The 18,021-nt window shown below is 33.1% G+C and carries 13 protein-coding genes; 5 read left to right on the forward strand and 8 right to left on the reverse strand.

Going from position 1 to position 18,021, the window contains the following annotated elements:
- The 8 genes from DZ60_RS0121340 to DZ60_RS0121375 all read right to left on the reverse strand — a co-directional run.
- A partial coding sequence (locus tag DZ60_RS0121340; RefSeq protein ID WP_025744047.1) for a PorP/SprF family type IX secretion system membrane protein occupies positions 1-1,916 on the reverse strand: 1,916 nt, incomplete at its 3' end.
- Between the two features lie 3 nt (positions 1,917-1,919).
- Complete coding sequence (locus DZ60_RS0121345) at positions 1,920-4,031, reverse strand: T9SS type B sorting domain-containing protein (protein ID WP_025744048.1); 2,112 nt, start codon at positions 4,029-4,031, stop codon at positions 1,920-1,922.
- Between the two features lie 926 nt (positions 4,032-4,957).
- Positions 4,958-5,491: an OmpH family outer membrane protein gene (locus tag DZ60_RS0121350; RefSeq protein WP_025744049.1), complete on the reverse strand. Its 534-nt coding sequence runs from the start codon at positions 5,489-5,491 to the stop codon at positions 4,958-4,960.
- A 229-nt stretch (positions 5,492-5,720) separates the two neighbouring features.
- Entirely contained in the window at positions 5,721-6,572 is an 852-nt protein-coding gene (locus DZ60_RS0121355; RefSeq protein ID WP_025744050.1) for a class I SAM-dependent methyltransferase, read from the reverse strand.
- 315 nt (positions 6,573-6,887) lie between these two features.
- Positions 6,888-7,361: a hypothetical protein gene (locus DZ60_RS0121360; RefSeq protein ID WP_025744051.1), complete on the reverse strand. Its 474-nt coding sequence runs from the start codon at positions 7,359-7,361 to the stop codon at positions 6,888-6,890.
- Positions 7,362-9,233 (reverse strand): tRNA uridine-5-carboxymethylaminomethyl(34) synthesis enzyme MnmG, encoded by a 1,872-nt coding sequence (gene mnmG, locus DZ60_RS0121365; RefSeq protein ID WP_025744052.1) that lies wholly within the window; start codon positions 9,231-9,233, stop codon positions 7,362-7,364.
- 44 nt (positions 9,234-9,277) lie between these two features.
- Positions 9,278-9,697 carry an rRNA maturation RNase YbeY gene (gene ybeY / locus DZ60_RS0121370; RefSeq protein WP_025744053.1) on the reverse strand — a complete coding sequence of 140 codons (420 nt, stop codon included), beginning with the start codon at positions 9,695-9,697 and terminating at the stop codon, positions 9,278-9,280.
- The gene (locus DZ60_RS0121375) at positions 9,690-13,148 is read right to left on the reverse strand and encodes a DUF4175 family protein (protein ID WP_241448772.1); all 3,459 of its coding nucleotides are present in this window, start codon (positions 13,146-13,148) and stop codon (positions 9,690-9,692) included. Before DZ60_RS0121375 ends, ybeY begins: the two co-directional genes overlap by 8 nt.
- Positions 13,149-13,234: 86 nt before the next feature.
- On the opposite strand from DZ60_RS0121375, the gene DZ60_RS0121380 reads away from it, so the two are divergent.
- The 5 genes from DZ60_RS0121380 (at position 13,235) to DZ60_RS0121400 (ending at position 17,973) form a co-directional block, all read left to right on the forward strand.
- Positions 13,235-14,287 (forward strand): alkane 1-monooxygenase, encoded by a 1,053-nt coding sequence (locus tag DZ60_RS0121380; protein ID WP_025744055.1) that lies wholly within the window; start codon positions 13,235-13,237, stop codon positions 14,285-14,287.
- Between the two features lie 96 nt (positions 14,288-14,383).
- Positions 14,384-15,895, forward strand: coding sequence for a glutamate--tRNA ligase (gltX, locus tag DZ60_RS0121385; protein ID WP_025744056.1), 1,512 nt, complete (start codon positions 14,384-14,386; stop codon positions 15,893-15,895).
- Between the two features lie 120 nt (positions 15,896-16,015).
- Complete coding sequence (locus tag DZ60_RS0121390) at positions 16,016-16,198, forward strand: hypothetical protein (protein WP_025744057.1); 183 nt, start codon at positions 16,016-16,018, stop codon at positions 16,196-16,198.
- A gap of 58 nt (positions 16,199-16,256) precedes the next feature.
- Positions 16,257-17,195, forward strand: coding sequence for an SPFH domain-containing protein (locus DZ60_RS0121395; protein ID WP_025744058.1), 939 nt, complete (start codon positions 16,257-16,259; stop codon positions 17,193-17,195).
- Between the two features lie 265 nt (positions 17,196-17,460).
- Positions 17,461-17,973: a hypothetical protein gene (locus DZ60_RS0121400; protein WP_025744059.1), complete on the forward strand. Its 513-nt coding sequence runs from the start codon at positions 17,461-17,463 to the stop codon at positions 17,971-17,973.
- Positions 17,974-18,021 lie beyond the last annotated feature (48 nt).

Here is an 18,021-nt window from a genome sequence, read left to right on the forward strand (position 1 = left end):
TCTGCTAATCGTGCAGCCTCTGCAGCTTCATCTACTTGTGTAGACATCTCAACCTCTAAACTTTTCTGTGACGCTAAACGCTCCTCTTCAGCTTTTTGTTCGGCCATCTCAACCTCTAGACGTTTCTGTGATGCCAAGCGCTCCTCTTCAGCTTTTTGCTCAGCCATCTCAACCTCTAGACGTTTCTGTGACGCCAAGCGCTCCTCTTCAGCTTTTTGTTCAGCCAACTGTATCTCTAGTTCTTTCTCTGCAGCCAATCGCTCTTCTTCTTCTTTCTGCTTCGCTTGCTCTTCTTCTATCTTTCTCTGAGCTTCAGCTCTTTTCTCTTCTTCCTCTTGTTGTTGCGCAGCCTGTTCAGCTATTCTCTCTTCCTCTTGTTGTTGTTGAGCAGCTTCTTCTTCTCTTCTGGCTTCCTCAGCGGCAATTCTCTCTTCTTCTTGCTGTTGTTGTTGAGCAGCTTCTTCTTCTCTTGCAGCTTCTTCTGCAGCTATTTGCTCTTCTGCAGCTTTCTGTTCTGCCTCAGCACGTTCTTCTTCTAATCTTTTTTCGGCCGCTAATCTTTCTTGCTCAATTCTTTGTTCGGTCATTTCTACCTCTAATCGACTCTGAGCTCTTAAACGTTCTTCTTCTAACTTTTGTTCAGCCATTTCTGCTTCTAATCGACTCTGGGATCTTAAACGTTCTTCTTCCTCTGCCTTCTTTCTATTGAGTAATTTTACTTCTTCTTCTCTCTGTAGTTCAAGGTCTCTAGCAGCTTGTGACTCTTTTTCTTTTGCCTCAGCAATAGACCTTTCTAACTCATTCATTGCTCGTTGTTCGTTGCTCTTGAGCTCTCCGGTCTGATCTTGTAATTCTCTTATTAATCTGTTTTGATCTAAAATTTCCTTTTTAAGTCTTCTAATTTCAGAATCTCGTGCTTCGTATGCTTTTTGTGTACCTGTTTTTGATTTGCTGCTACTTCTTCTTCTTGGAGCTTCTGTTTCAAAATTATATGCCAATCCCACCTCATGAGAACCTCCAAATTCACTAGTATCCCCGAATCCCATTTCATATGTATATCCTATAGAAACTCCTGAAGAGATGTACCCTCCTATTCCTAAAGAAATACCATAAAAACTGTTGTATCCAACCTGTCCCCATCCTAAATCTGGCAACTCAACAATACCATTTGCACCATATCTTAGAATCGATCCTGATCCTGCATCGGGCAACATATTAGCATATGCCATCCCTCGAATTGTTTTATCAGATCTTCTCTCTAGACTTGTTGTATACATAACATGACCTGTAAAAGCCATTTTATCCGTAAGCACTGTGCTTGAAGACAAATTATAAGCAACCAAATTCGAGACAGAAATTCCTGCATCAAACTCTTCATAATTAAAGTTAACACCTGGGCTTAATTGAAAAACAGAGCTGTTTTGGTAATTAAAAATAATAGGATCATCGATGGTGACATTATTATTTTGAAACATATTTTCTGTCGAATCAATATTGGGTTTTAAACCACTTTGAGAAAATCCAAGATTCATCCCAAATGTAAAATTCATTTCCCTGTTCAATTCGATAGCGTAAGCAAAATTGGCAATACCTCCAAAATAATTATAAATACCCTCATTTTGTTGATGTAATCCAATAGACACCCCTATTCTCTCATCAAAATTAGATGTATAACTAAGTAAGAACGTCTGAGGGTTATCGTTAAACGATGCCCATTGCATTTTTGTATAGGCATTGATCGACTTTTTATTTTCTCGCACTAAAGAAAAAGTTGGATTAAAATAAAACCGATTATATTTTATAAGATTACTCGTAGGAACATCTGAAGGCAAAATACCATAAGTTATGTCTTCCTCTTGTCCTCTAAGAAGGTTAAAGGATATAAATATAATTATTAAGAGTATTTTTTTTACCATAAATTATCTCATTACTGTTATCGAACCTTTTCGAACTACGGAATTATTTTTTGTAATTATGTAATAATAAATCGGGTCTTCCCCTCCAGATTTTGAACTATCTAACGGCCAATCGTCTTGATAATTATTAGTAGCAAAATCTACTCGGCCTCGTGAATCATATATTATTATTTCAACATCTTGCTGACCAGAATATGTATCAGGCAACACCCAATAGTCATTCTTACCAGAACTACCAAAAGGAGTAATTACATTTGGTATCAAAGCTGATTCTCCTCTATCATCAGAAATTGTAATGGGTTCTGATTCTATAACACAATCGGATAACGTAATTATTACTATATATTGTCCTGAATCTGTTATTTCTATTGAGTTCGTTCCCTGTCCCGTGATAATTTCTGGATCTAATAATTGATTTTCTCCATCTACCACTACAAACCACTCATATTGATAGCTAGCACTCTCAAGCACAGAAAGTGTTACAGATTCTCCGAAAGCTATAAACGTAGCAGATGCTTCAATCTCAAGCACATCTGACAATAGATCTACGGTTAATTCATTTGATCTGGCAGGTTCAAAAGAAGATCCGGTTAATGTGGCTTCTAATGCATATACCTCTCCGATATTATCAGCACCAACAGTAATTGAAGTTTCTGTAACACCTGTAGATTCTGTTCCTAAAAACCATTCAAAATCAAAGAAAGAATATTGATCTTCTGTAATAGGAACCTCTCTATCGGTATCCGTTATACCATATAAATTTTCTAATCCTAATGTACCTTCTTCGTCATCACAATCTAATAGCGTGGTAATTTCTGTTCTAAATCCTACGGGTTCAAAAACCTCTGTTATGGACTCTAAGGTGTCCATACAAGAATCATCTGCAAATAAACTCGCGGTATACACTCCTGGTGTGTCTACATCTATAGACAAAGCTCCCGGTGTGGATATCGGAAGCGGTAATGCGGTAAGGGGAATTGGTGTCCCTGATATGTCATCTTGAAACCATTGTATTGTACTACCTGCTTCGGGCGCATTCGTGGTTATTGCCAATGTTATCGCTGTTTGAGTGGGTAGTAGAATAATCTCGGGCGGTGGTTGTGTAAGAATGTCTGAACCTAAATTGACGACAACTACTGGATTCGTTGTTATAGAACATGTTTCTGTTCCTATTATATTTACTGTATATGTCCCTCCAAAATTACTCTGCGGTAGATTGACAACAGGACCATCATACTCTGGTACCAATACCCCGTCTCTAAACCATTCATATGTAAAATTAGGATCTGTAACACTGGTTGTTAAAAGCTTTACGTCGCTAGGGCAAAATTCTTGTGGTGATGATTCATTAATAGCCACTGTAGTTTGATTAAAATCAAATACTTCTACAGAAGCTCTATCAAAACTAAAGGCTCCATTACAAGAACCAAAATCTACTTCTACAAAATATGTTCCTGGTTCTGTTACATTTTCTAAAGTCGGCCCTGATTCACCAGAAATCAAAACTCCACCCAAATCAGGGTTTCCCAAGTACCATCTATATTCTGGAAAATCATCAGGTACGGTTGTTAATGTTGCGGATTCGCCAGTACATAATGCTACCGTATTGGCTTCAATATTTGGTCCCGTAAGTGTTATACCCTGTGATGAATCAAAATAATAGATGGGTATATTCTCGTTGATTGTACTAAGCACATCAGAGCCTCCACTCACTTCAATTCTGATTCGAAGACTATAATTTTCACCTCTAGTATCCGACGGAATAGGAAACGCTGGAAATTCAATTTCACCATTTGCTGGAATGCCAACAGATGTTGTAAATCGACTTAGCTCCACCGTAGTTTCATCTGAAAAAACTCCAGCTGCATCTGATAATTCGAGAATAAATTCGGTATTGGCATCTATAGTTGTAAAAGTAGTTGCCAACGCTTCTCTTGTCCCATTATCAAATCCAGTAATTGGATTAATTCCTGGTGTCACACACAGAATATTCGCCTTATCTCCATCAATGGAAAAAGAAGGCGCATCTATTGTTTGAGAATTAGCTTTGAAAGTAGAAAACAAAAAGCCAATCACAACAGCGGTTACTGATATTAGGTTAAGGTTCTTTCTCATAATATCATCACACTTATAATTTAAGGTGAAAATGCGATATTAACTTAGCGATTTGGGGCGCATGTTAATAATATTGTTAATATATTTTTTCTAAAGATATAAAATTATAAATTTAATGTTTATATCAAACTAAAATTTCGTTTTTTTTTGTAATAATTTTCTGACCTTTTAATAAATCCCCATTTTTAACAAAAGTCCTAACGACTTAGATAGCTACATCAATATACATAAAAATATGTTAATCAGTATATTAGATTAAGGTAAAAAATGATTTTTTCGTAAAAAAAAAGGATAAAATCTCCCTTATTTTTAAAGTAATAATCAAAAAATTAGCACGTAATTCAACAAAATTATCCCCAAAAACAGTGTATTTGGTTGACCAAAATTATTCTAAAAATTGTCTTTTTACTCGATTAAGTGTAAAAAAAAGTGTTAAAAATCATACCCAAAATTGTCATTTTCCTTTATATTTTAGTTACCAAAAACTAATTTTTAATCAGACACAAAAAGAGCCTAAAAAAGTGTAAAAAAACTCAAATTTACTCCATTCAAATGCATAATTATAGCCATTATTTTTTCTAAATATGACTACAAATTCGTTCATATTTTCTCTCAAAAAGACTACATATTTTTTGTAAAATTTTATTCAAAAAAGCCACAAATTATTCAATGTAAAGGCATTTTTACATATCAAATCGATAACCAAAAGACAAAAAAATTGACTTTTATAATTTTTTCAAATTTCTACTTAAATCATTCTCTAAAACTAGGTATTTATACGCTTTTAAAGGCCTATATAACCATATATCATGGCTGTTATTGAAAGGATAGTATATCCTAAAAAGTAAAATAACAAAACACCCTTATAGGTTTTAACTATAAGGGTGTTTTATTTGTTTTCGTAATGTTATTAATAATACTCTATACTATTTTTCAGTAGCAGTAGTATCAGCAGGTTTACCGTTTAATTCTGTTAGAATTATATCAGTAAGGTCTAATTCTTCTTTACCATATAATATATTGCTGGCCTCGGTATCTCCGTAGATATAGGTATATCCGTTTTTCTTACCATAATCTTCAATATATTTCTTTACTTTACTAATTATAGAATCAATTTCTGCTTGACTTCCTTGCTGAATTTCTTGCATTCTTGATTGTTGCTCTCTTTGCAGCCCTTGTTGAACAGTCATTAATTCTTGCTCCTTTTTTTCTCTATTTGCTGCTGTCATGGACTTCATGATATTTTGATAACCCTGCACTTCTATCTGAAACTGCTTTGCTTTTTCTTCTAGTTCTGCACGGACCTCATTATTACGCTTGGTCCATTTTTCTTGAGCAACTTTCATTTCTTTAAAATCAGAAACTACTTTGGTATTATTAACATATCCTGTTTTTTCTATTTGTTGGTTACAAGAAGTAAATATTACTATTGCACTTGCAATACATAAAAATTTTTTCATTTTTTTGAAAATTTAGTTCTGAACAAAAATATCAAAGTTCATTAGATGTTATTCTAAATAATACTCAAAAAAAGAGTAAATAAGAAAAAACAATTGCTTCTTTATTTTCAATATAAAAAAGCTATCAAAAATAAGCTCAAATAGGGCTTTTTAAAGCTTTCTTTAAAAAAAGCAAGGTAAATGGACCTTAATAATAAAAAAAATGGCAAAAATCGACTTAAAACAATAGTTATCTCTTTTTTAATACATAAATGTGGGAAGAATACTCTCTTGATCGCTTTGCTTTCATATTAGAACGAAATCCAACAACAAAAGCTTTAAAAAAATTCATTACACCAGTTTTATATTTTTCTGACAAAAGAGAAACATAAAAAGAGTCAAATTTCATAGGAAGTATTTTCTCTAATATCATCTCCTCTTCTAGAAATAATTTTTGGACAGCTTTTTTTGAAAAATGCCATAAATGTCTAGGGACATCATATGCTGCCCAAAATGACTTATAATATGTCGCATCATATGATTTAAAATTGGGCACTGCAATTACTGCAAATCCATTGGGTTTAAGAAGTCGCCTCAATTCCTTTATTTGATCTTTTGGATTGGGCACATGCTCTAGAACATGCCACATCGTTATTATATCAAAACTTTCTGAATCTAAATTAGATGTGTCATCTTGTAAAGTAACCCCTTTATCTATTGCTAATTCTTTTGCTTGATCACTTGGTTCTACTCCCTCTACAAACCAGCCTTTATTTTTTGCAACCATCAAAAAGTCTCCTGTTCCTGCTCCTATATCCAAAAGTGAACCCGTTCCTTTATTTAACCGCGTAATTAGCTTGGTTTTCTTTTTTAAAGAAAAAACTTTTACAATATGGTACATCTTTTCAAAAAGAGATCGCTTTGCATCTGTATGTGAAATATAGTCTTCGCTTTGGTAATATTTATGAATTTCTTTCTCTTCAGGTTTTGGAGATGTAACTAACATATCATATTCTTGATCATATAACAATTGAAACGTTTCACCAGAAACCGTTTGATCTTTACTTTCGAGAAAAAAGTCTAAAACATTTTGTTTTTTCATTCTAGATAAAAAAATTAAATCAATATTTATTTTTAATCATTTTATTGGTAAAATAACACAAAGACTATCTGTTAATTTTATAAAAAACATGAATGGCCCTATTTACATACGTGCAACAACAATAAAAGAAATTTCGAATTTTTGTTTTGTTTCTTGTTCAATTTTTGAATCTAATGCTTACCCAGATTTATGAATTATAAAAAACGGAACCTCTCATGATTACTACACATTTTTGACTTTCTTTATTCTTTAGAACTTTAAACACTAAATATTGTTCCACGTGGAACTAATACAATAAAACTCAACCAACATATTCTATTGGTCTTTTGATCTATCATATACAGGAACATCTAATAATGTTCCTAATTCATTAGCCTTTTCTAAAACCATATTGTAGTCCGAGTGTTGCAAAATAGTAAAATGTCTATTCTCATTAAAAAACCGAATCACCCACTCCTTATACCTATCTTCACTTCCATCATCATCTCTACTAACAAAAGAGGCATGAAAAACAGAAATATATTCTGGAAATTCTAAACTAAGTTTGGTTTTCCAAAACACTTTTCCGAAAAACCGATACAGGTTTTCGTTATTAAAATCTTTGTTAATTCTGTATACATCAGAAAATCCAACTAAAAAAACACCAACGCACACAAAAAAGAAACTTAATAATAAAGAAACGTTGCTAGCAATTATAGAGATAACTACAAAAACGAGTAGCACCAATATAGAAATTATATTAACCCCTTCGTTTTTTGAGTTCTGATTAATAATAACATAATCCTTCATTTATCTACCCATGTATACCAAGAGTACAGAAATATCACTAGGAGAAACACCGCTTATCCTAGATGCTTGAGAAACTGTTGCAGGTCTTATTTTAGACATTTTTTCTCTTGCCTCATAAGAAAGGGACTTTAATTTTGAGTAATCAAAATTAGCAGGGATTTTTACATTTTCTAATCTCGTAAGTTTATCCGCATTATTCTTTTCTTTCTCTATATATCCAGAATACTTAACCTGAATTTCTGTTTGCTCTAACACCTCTTTATCCAAATCATGCTCCTTTATGTACGAAGCAATTTTATCAAGATCTTTTATATCATCTAACACAATCTGTGGCCTAGAAAACAGTTTAAACAACTTACCACTTTGATTAATCGGTGAAGATTTCTTTTCTTCTAATATTGGATTTATCTCTTCTGGAGTAACACTTGTTTTCTTAAAAAACTGCACAAAAGCTTCAGAGCGACTTTGCTTTTCTTCCATTCTCTTCATTCTATCATCAGAAGCCAAACCTATTTCGTGTCCTTTTGGTGTAAGTCTAAAATCTGCATTATCCTGTCTCAACAAGGTTCTATACTCTGCTCTAGAAGTAAACATTCGGTACGGTTCTTCTGTTCCCTTTGTGATAAGATCATCAATCAAAACACCTATATATGCCTCACTTCTATTTAGAATAAAGGACTCTTGTTCTTTAACCTTTTGTGCTGCATTTATACCCGCCATTAATCCTTGAGATGCTGCTTCTTCATAACCCGTTGTTCCGTTTATTTGTCCAGCAAAAAACAATCCAGAAACAATCTTGGTTTCTAACGTATGTGTCAATTGTGTAGGTGGAAAATAGTCATACTCTATTGCATAACCTGGTCTAAAAAACTTTACGTTTTCAAACCCTACGACAGATCTCAATGCTTTGAATTGAACATCTTCTGGTAGTGAAGTTGAAAAACCATTCACATATACCTCTACAGTATTCCATCCTTCTGGCTCTACAAAAAGTTGATGCCTATCTTTATCGGCAAACCTATTAATCTTATCCTCTATCGACGGACAATATCTCGGACCCAAACTTTTTATACTTCCGTTGAACATTGGTGATCTATCAAATCCTTCTCGAAGTAGGTCATGAACTTGCTCTGAAGTATATGTCATATGACATGCCTTTTGATTCTTAAGAACACTTGTTAAATTAGAATAACTAAATTTTTCTGGTTGTTCATCTCCTGGCTGTTCAATCATTTTAGAATAATCTAAGGACCTTCCGTCTACTCTTGGTGGAGTTCCTGTTTTCATTCTACCAGCTTCAAAACCCAAATCGATTAACTGCTCAGTAATACCGGTTGCGGCTTTTTCTCCTGCTCTACCTCCACCGAATTGTTTCTCTCCGATATGTATTAATCCATTCAAAAAGGTTCCGTTAGTAAGCACCACGGTCTTAGCTTTAATTACAATTCCGAGTGAAGTTTTGACCCCTTTTATCTCTCCCTTTTCAACCACAAGACCACTAACCATTTCTTGATAAAAGTCAAGGTTATTTGTTTGTTCTAACAATAGTCTCCACTCCTCTGCAAATCGCATTCTATCACTTTGAACCCTTGGGCTCCACATTGCAGGGCCCTTTGATTTGTTCAACATTTTAAACTGTATTGCAGATCTATCACTTACTATACCACTGTAACCTCCCAATGCATCTATTTCTCTTACGATCTGCCCTTTTGCAATTCCTCCCATAGCAGGATTGCAACTCATTTGTGCAATGTTCTGAAGATTCATTGTTACTAATAAAGTGCTACATCCTAAATTTGCCGCTGCCGCGGCAGCTTCACTTCCTGCATGTCCTGCACCCACCACTATAACATCATACTCTGTCTCAAACATAATTTTATCTAATTGTTCCACGTGGAACATTGTTGTTTTTTACTCTATTGTTCCACGTGGAACAATTCTAGTTTCTCGTTTTCCTTACTCCTCATCTCCTCTTTCTCTTCATCAGTTTTGTCTTTGTAACCACAAAAATGCAATACTCCATGAATCAAAACTCTTCTTAGTTCTTCCTCAAATTCTACCTTATAAGTAGCCGCATTTTCCCTAACTCGTTCCTCAGAAATAAAGATGTCGCCACCAATACAATTCCCTATTGTGTTATCAAAACTTATAATATCGGTGTATGTGTCGTGATTCAAAAACTTTTGATTTATGCCTAACAAATAAGTGTCATCACATAAAATAAAACTCAGCTCTCCTAACGATTTATTTTCAGATACAAGAACAACCTCTATCCATTGAACGATTGCATCTTCTTCTATGGCCTCAACACCCGACTCGTAATAAAAATTAATCATTTACTTTATTAAAATATTCCTGAACTTTCTTCTTATAATTTTGCCGCAAAGGTAATACTTGTCTGTTTAATATTTCTGTAGTATTAAAATATTGTTTAGCCTTCTCTAATTGTTGCGCATTCTGATTACCGAACTGCGTCTTACTTGTGTTACTTTCCCTTTTTTCTTCTTCTCCTTGATTAAACGTAGCTTCTTCCATTTTCAAAAGCTCATGTTTAAGCTGCAACATCTTACTCAAGGTTCTTTCATTAAATCCTCTCTCCAACAACTCTTGCTCTACTTGTTCCATTTTATTAAGCAAGTTGCTTCCTATTTTATTTCCTTTTCCCTCCTTCTTAATTCTATCTTCTAATGCATTTCTAAGTTGTTGCTGTTGCTTATAAATTTCGTACAACTGTCCATTTAAATCTTCATTTTCTCCCTCCTTATTCTCTCCATTACCGTTCTCGCCTCTTCCATCTTTTCCTTCCTTACCTTCCTTGTTTCCATTCTTACCATTTCCGCCTTTTTTGTCTCCAGATTTTCCTTCATTTTCACCTTGTTTACCTTCGCCAGTTTTTCCTTCCTTGCCTTCTCCTGGTTGATCTCCTGGTTGGCCTCCTGGTTTATCCCCAGGTTTTTCTCCGGGCTTCTTTCCTTTCTCTGTTCCTTCCTTCATCTTCTCATTAAGCTCTTCTTGTTTCTTTATAATATCAGGTAGCTGAAACTCATTAGAACCACTCTTTCCTTTACCACTAGAAGAAGCCATACTATTCTGCATCTGATCTAGTGTTTTGCTTAACAAATAAGCAAGGTCATTAGAACCCGTAACTGTGTATTGTTGATTTGCCGTTCCTTGTACAACCTGATTTTCTGCCAAACGCTCTAGCGACTTATCAATATTAAATTCTATATCTGTTAGCTTCTGAGTAACACTTTCTGTTATCTGAGGTGTACGCAATGCAAGCGCATAAAGACTGTCGTCTACATGAATAAAATTTTCTCTCAAAACACTCTGAGCTTTTAGTCTTGTAGAATAAATAGGGTTGTCAATATTGATTTCCTTAAACTCTTTCATCAAGTCTTCTTGAGCTAAAGAAAAGTCAACCAAATTATCTAATACCTGCCTTAACATCTGCATATCTTCTTCTTGACTTTCTGCTCCAGCCATATCCATTTGAGCCTGCATCCCATTGCTCATTTCCTTCATTTTTTCGGCGGCGCTTTTTTGATTTTTCTTCGCCTCATTCTTGTTTTCTTTGTCTAAGTTATCACTTGCCTTTTGCTGCTCTTCTTTTACATCCTCTTCATCTTTTTTATTTTGATCTAAACTCATAGGTTTTTTGAGATCCTGATTATCTTTTCTCAATTTCTCCATTTCCTTTTGAAACTCCTCAAACTTTTTATTCAAATCCTGCTGCTTCTCTTTAGTGTTTTTTTCGTCACTTTCCTCAGATAATTTTTCTTGTTCCTTAGCCAGATCATTTAACTTTTCAGCTAACTTTTCGTGTTTTTCTATCACATAATATCTCTTGGTCAACTCAAGAAGCTGCTCAAGATTTTTCTTAATATTCTTATTCTCCTTACCTAACTCTTCGAGCTTCTCAGTCAACTTTTCTTTTTGAATCTTATCAGATAATTTTTCGATTTCTTCAAGAAGTTCTTCATTCTTTTTTAGCTTTTCTTCATTCCTTTCTAGTCGTTCTTTTAAAGCATCCTTGAATGGTTCGTCTGTTTTTTTATCCTCAAATTGATCCAAGTTTTCCTTTAGTTTTTTTGAAAAATTTCTCATCATTTTCTCTTGCTCTTTCTGACGTTTTAGGAAATCCTCAAGTTTCTTTTTATCGTTAAAGCTTAGTGCCTTTTTTTCTTTTTGTAGTTTACTCAACCCTTTAAACTCCTGCTCCTGCTCTTTGAATTTTTCTAATGATTTATCCAATCCTAATATGGCTTCATTCTGTTGCTTTAATAATTCATTTGCAACTTCCTGATCTGTCAATTTTCTAAATCCGTATACTTGACTTTTGGTAGACTTATAATTATGTATTGCATCATTATCAAAAACTTCAAAATAATACTCATAATTCACTCCCTGAACTAAATTCAAACCACCCGGAAACGCATATATAAATTCATCAAATAAACCTTTATTAATATCAATATTACCAGTCTGTGTTTTTTCTGGAGTATTACTATCATAATACACAACTCGTAACTTACTCAAACCATAATCATCACTGATTCGTCCATAAAAATAAACCGTCTGACCATCTATAGAATCCTTCTCGGATTTTATATTTAACTCAGGATATTGATCTTTGACTACATTGATATTAAATGATAAATTATCATGATCTTTTATATTCTCGTTAGACGTTGTTAGCTCATAATCTAAATTTGAAAACAACCTTCTCATATAAGAAAAACTCGAATCCTTCTTATCCAGAACTACTACAGAATCTCTAGTTTTCAATTCGACCTTATCTGTATTTCTGGTGTACACAATCCAATTCACTAATGTTCCTTCAGGAACAATTGCATTACCCAAACTCATAAGCACTTCATCCTTTTTTCTGGTATACTCAGGATAATTGAGTTTCATTTCAAAATTTAATAATGCAGGAATAGGTACCACCGATAATTCATAAGGTTTAGAAAAAACATCATTAGCGCTTATTACAAATTCTAGCCCTTCTCTAGGCTTTAGGAAAGTATATTCGTATTCACCGTTTCCTGTATTCTTCAAAAAATAGACTTCTCCGTTAAATTCGATTTGGGCATTTTGCGGAATAATATCACCAACACTTCGTACCTTAAGAACAAAATCACTTCCCTCATACGCTTTTAGGTCTTTATTTACTATAAAAAACTTAAAAGGTGCAGGCGGCTCATAAGCAACTTCATAATTAACAACTCTTTTATAACTATCTGAAATCCAATGTGTTTTATTAAAAATTACTAATATCAATACCAACAATACTGGTATAGCAGCATATTTCAAATATTTAGCGTTTTTATTAAAATTAATAGCTAATTTAAAAGGGATTGGCTTTAATTGACCTGATTTTTGTTCTATACCCGCCAAAAGAAGCGCTGATGAAGACTTATTTTTACTTAATTGTAAAAGGTTTAATAATCGATCGCTTACCTCTGGAAAATGATCCCCAATGATACTAGATGCCCTTTCGAAATCAATTCCTCTTGACAAACCGAATAACTTACTTATTGGTAAAAGTATAAATCGCAAGAACAAACCCAATTCTACCACAATAAACAACCAAAATAAAATCGTTCGTCCTGTAGTGTTAAGCCACAAAAAGTTCTCTATAAAAAGGGTAACCAAAAAATACAATACACCTATGGCAAAAAACATAATAATGCCTTTGATCAATTCATTGACATAAAACTTTTTGATAAACCCTTCTAACTTATTCTTTATGATCTCAAAATTCTCCATAACAAATACTTTCATTTTCCAATAACCACTAAATCTACGATTTTATTTGCAATGGAATTGTTATATTTATAATAATTCAACACACTCAACTTTAACTTCTTATGAAAGATTTCAAATATTTATGTGCATATACTATACCCATACTTTCTCTTGTAGGACTATGGTTTCAGGGAATTTATACCTACCTCACTCCTGTATACACTTTTGGGTTTATTCCATTACTAGAACTTTTTACATCTTCTTCTACACAAAACCTTTCGGACACAGCACGTTTATCTAAGAGTAAACAAAAAATATTCGACTGGATGCTTTACATCAACCTTCCGATTGTATATGGGATACTATTTACAACCTTATACGTTACAAGTACCACTCCCCTTTCAACTTATGAATTGACAGGGATTATATTTTCGACAGGAATCGTTCTTGGAACTAATGGAATTAATGTTGGCCATGAATTAGGACATCGTTTTACCTCAGAACGTTTTTTAGGCAAAGCACTATTACTACCTTCTTTATACATGCATTTTTTTATAGAACACAACTACGGCCATCATCTACATGTTGCCACCAAAAAAGATCCTGCAACAGCAAAATACAATCATCCTGTTTACTTATTCTGGATTACCTCTTCCTTTGGGCAATATATTAGCGCCTGGAAAATACAATCATCTCTTCTTAAAAAAAACAAACATTCCTTTTTTTCAATCTATAATGATATGTTCTGGTACCTTATCATTACCAATATTTATCTTCTTGCGATATACTTTTCGTTTGGTACATCAGGATTACAAATAGCTATTTATAGCGGTATTGTAGGATTCCTCCTTTTAGAAACTATAAACTATATAGAACATTACGGGTTAATTCGTCGTAATACTTCTTCTGGACGTTACGAACGTGTAAGAGAAATCCACTCTTGGAACTCTAATCATACTCTTGGTAGAGTTCTTTTATACGAACTTACAAGGCATAGCGATCATCATCATAGAGCCTCCAAAAAATATCAACTACTTGATCATCATGACCAGAGCCCACAACTGCCTTTTGGATATCCAACCTCTATGGTTCTTTCATTACTACCTCCGTTATGGTTTTTGATTATGAATAAACGTGTTCCACGTGAAATGAAAACACTGAAAAAAAGTAATTAATCATGAAAAATTAAAATTCATTTCTATAGCATTATTAAGATCGTATCTTTGTATCCCATTTGTAAAACTTGAAAAAAAGTTTAAAAACACACAATCATGACACAAGACATCAGGGTACGTTTTGCACCAAGTCCAACAGGCCCCTTACATATTGGCGGTGTAAGAACTGCATTATTCAATTATCTTTTTGCCAAACAAAATAATGGTACTTTTATTCTCAGAATTGAAGATACAGATCAAAATAGATATGTTAAAGGTGCAGAAACTTACATAGAAAATGCTCTTAACTGGTGCTCAATACCTTTTGATGAAGGACCAGGAAAAGATGGTGGTTTCGGACCATATCGTCAAAGTGAACGTAAACATTTATATAAACAATACGCAGATCAATTAATACAAAATGGTGCCGCCTATTATGCGTTTGATACACCTGAAACTCTCGATACGTTAAGAAAAGAAAATGAAGCACAGGGTAAAACATTTATATACAATTGGCAAAATAGAGATCAATTAACTAATTCTTTATCATTATCAAATGAAGATGTTGTTTCTAAACTAAATTCTAATGAACCTTTTGTGATAAGATTTAAATCTCCACAAAACGAAACATTACATCTATCTGACGAGATTAGAGGAAATATAAAAATTGATACTAATATTCTCGATGACAAGATTCTCTTTAAAAGCGACGGAATGCCCACCTATCATCTTGCAAATATTGTTGATGATCATCTCATGAAAATAACGCATGTAATACGCGGCGAAGAATGGTTACCTTCTTTGGCTCTACATGTCCTTTTATACAAAGCATTTGATTGGGAAATACCAAAATTTGCACATTTACCTCTTATTCTAAAACCTGTAGGTAAAGGAAAATTAAGCAAACGTGATGGTGATAAAATGGGGTTTCCTGTTTTTCCTTTGCAATGGACAGATCCCAAAACTAATGAAACTTCTTCTGGATATAAAGAAGCTGGGTACCTTCCTGAGGCCGTAGTTAATATGCTTTCTTTTTTGGGTTGGAATCCCGGAACAGAACAAGAAATTTATTCTCTTGAAGAGCTTATTAAAGAATTTGATATTAAAAGAGTGAATAAAGCAGGAGCCAAATTTGATCCTGAAAAAGCAAAATGGTTTCAACAACAGCATTTGCAACAACAAGACACTGCTACCCTATCAAAGCAATTTGAAGCCATATTGTCAGAAAAAAACATTGCTACTTCGTTACATCTTACAACTATCATAGATGTAATTAAAGAACGAGCAACTTTTGTTAATGATCTATGGGACCTTAGTCATTTCTACTTTTTATCACCTACAGAATACGATGAAAAAGCAGTTAAAAAAGCATGGAAAGAAGACACCCCTAACCTTATGCACGAATTAACCAGAATACTCGAAGATATATCAGATTTTTCTGAAGAAAATGTTTCTAATAATGTCAAAGGTTGGATCAAAGGAAAAGAAATAGGTTTTGGTAAAATTATGATGCCTCTAAGAATTGCTCTTGTTGGATCTTTGCAGGGACCTGATCTTTTTCAAATTGCATCTCTTATTGGCAAAAAAGAAACCATTAAAAGAATTGAAAATACTATTGAAAAACTTTAATATTATATTTGTACCAACCCTATTCTCTTAATATTCCGAAACGGCTGTTTTAACTTTTAGTTGTAACATTTTCAAAAGAAATACTACTAATAACGTACACATATCTTTAAAATTACAACTATGAAAAAAACTTTTAAAGTTCTAAAACTATCAAATATTTGGTCTACAGAAAATCTTAGAAAAAAAGTTGAAGATACTCTTAATGATGTTTCTAAAGATGGATGGGAAGTTGTATCAGTAGCCTTTGGCTCAAGTAATGCTCAGATTGCTACTGCCATGATCACTATTTCTAAACAAATATGATACGTTTACGAATCATTTGTTTTTAATACGATAATTATTAACTCTTAATAGAAAAAAAATGAAAATACTACTTATTCCACTACTCGTTTTCGGAATCGTCATATTAATATCGGCAATATTCACCGTCAAACAGCAAACCTCTGCCATTGTTGAGCGATTCGGTAAGTTCTTAAGTATCCGTAATTCTGGGCTACATTTTAAAATTCCCATATTCGATCGTATCGCAGGAAGAATCAATCTTAAAATACAACAATTAGATGTTCTTGTAGAAACAAAAACCAAAGATGATGTATTTGTACGTCTTAAAATATCAGTACAGTATCAGGTATTAAAAGAAAAAGTGTATGATGCATTTTATAAATTAGAAAATCCTCATGATCAGATAACATCTTACGTATTTGATGTAGTACGTGCAGAAGTTCCTAAAATGAAATTAGATGATGTTTTCGAAAGAAAAGATGATGTAGCCATTGCAGTAAAACAAGAACTTAACGAAGCTATGATTAACTATGGTTACGATATTATTAAAACTTTGGTTACCGATATTGATCCAGATCTACAAGTTAAAGAGGCAATGAACAGGATTAATGCAGCAGAAAGAGAAAAAGTAGCAGCAGAATATGAGGCAGAAGCCGAAAGAATAAAAATTGTAGCAAAAGCTCGTGCAGAAGCTGAAAGTAAAAGATTACAAGGTCAGGGTATTGCAGATCAACGTAGAGAAATAGCTAGAGGTCTAGAAGAAAGTGTAGATGTTTTAAATAATGTAGGCATTAATTCTCAAGAAGCTTCTGCCCTGATTGTGGTAACACAACATTATGATACATTGCAATCTATAGGAGAAGAAACAAATAGTAATTTAATTCTATTACCTAATTCTCCTCAAGCAGGAAGCGACATGCTAAATAATATGATAGCATCCTTTACTGCTTCAAATCAGATAGGTGAAGAAATGAAAAAACAAAATTTGAAAAAAGGTATTGGTAAAAAGACCGATTAACAGTACCTAAGAGATTGGTTTAGATTATTTTAACTAATAATTAATTATTTTTAGTTATTTTTGTTACTTATTCACACAAAACCATCTCACTTTTTAAAACTGAATATAAAGCGATTTACCATCGTTTTACCATTTAACTTATACAATTATATTCATAAAAAATATAATTGTATAAGACGTTTTTATATGAGTCCTTTTTAAATAGATAAAATTAATATTAAAATAAAAACAATAAATTATTCTTATATCACAAAACCCCATAGTCATGAAAAAAATACTCTTCATTATTTTACTAATTATTTCTGGGAATATATATTCTCAAAATATAAAGACATTAGAAAAATCTGCATTAAGAGATGCCAAAGCAACTACTACTGCATCATTAGCAAAAGATCCTAATACATTACTTAAATATACACACCCAAAAATTTTTAAGAAATACGGAAAATCTCAATTATTAGAAACCATGGAAGATATATTTCGAACTATGGAAGCACAAAAAATAAAAATTACCAGTTCTAAAATTGATGAAATCACAGAAATTAAAAAAGAGGATAAAGAATATCGATGTTTGGTTAAAAATACGATTAACATGGATTTTAATGGTAGGCCTGTTACTTTAAAAAGTTCTTTATTTGGCTTCTACGATAAACAAAAATCTCAATGGTATTTTGTTGAATCTAACAAATTGTTAGATGATCCAGAAACGAAAAAAGTTTTTCCAAACTTCAGAACAGATATAGAAATCCCATTGGATGAACATATTGCAGAAAATTAAACAACTATTTTAGATATAAAAGACACTATCCCGCAAAGTGTGTAATTA

It is taken from the genome of Aquimarina pacifica (assembly GCF_000520955.1).
Taxonomy (GTDB): domain Bacteria; phylum Bacteroidota; class Bacteroidia; order Flavobacteriales; family Flavobacteriaceae; genus Aquimarina; species Aquimarina pacifica.

Excerpts from the sequence above, each read along its gene's own strand:
- DZ60_RS0121345 (WP_025744048.1), bottom strand. The coding sequence starts at position 4,031 with ATGAGAAAGAACCTTAACCTAATATCAGTAACCGCTGTTGTGATTGGC.
- DZ60_RS0121350 (WP_025744049.1), bottom strand. The coding sequence starts at position 5,491 with ATGAAAAAATTTTTATGTATTGCAAGTGCAATAGTAATATTTACTTCT.
- DZ60_RS0121355 (WP_025744050.1), bottom strand. The coding sequence starts at position 6,572 with ATGAAAAAACAAAATGTTTTAGACTTTTTTCTCGAAAGTAAAGATCAA.
- DZ60_RS0121360 (WP_025744051.1), bottom strand. The coding sequence starts at position 7,361 with ATGAAGGATTATGTTATTATTAATCAGAACTCAAAAAACGAAGGGGTT.
- mnmG (WP_025744052.1), bottom strand. The coding sequence starts at position 9,233 with ATGTTTGAGACAGAGTATGATGTTATAGTGGTGGGTGCAGGACATGCA.
- ybeY (WP_025744053.1), bottom strand. The coding sequence starts at position 9,697 with ATGATTAATTTTTATTACGAGTCGGGTGTTGAGGCCATAGAAGAAGAT.
- DZ60_RS0121375 (WP_241448772.1), bottom strand. The coding sequence starts at position 13,148 with ATGAAAGTATTTGTTATGGAGAATTTTGAGATCATAAAGAATAAGTTA.
- DZ60_RS0121380 (WP_025744055.1), top strand. The coding sequence starts at position 13,235 with ATGAAAGATTTCAAATATTTATGTGCATATACTATACCCATACTTTCT.
- gltX (WP_025744056.1), top strand. The coding sequence starts at position 14,384 with ATGACACAAGACATCAGGGTACGTTTTGCACCAAGTCCAACAGGCCCC.
- DZ60_RS0121390 (WP_025744057.1), top strand. The coding sequence starts at position 16,016 with ATGAAAAAAACTTTTAAAGTTCTAAAACTATCAAATATTTGGTCTACA.
- DZ60_RS0121395 (WP_025744058.1), top strand. The coding sequence starts at position 16,257 with ATGAAAATACTACTTATTCCACTACTCGTTTTCGGAATCGTCATATTA.
- DZ60_RS0121400 (WP_025744059.1), top strand. The coding sequence starts at position 17,461 with ATGAAAAAAATACTCTTCATTATTTTACTAATTATTTCTGGGAATATA.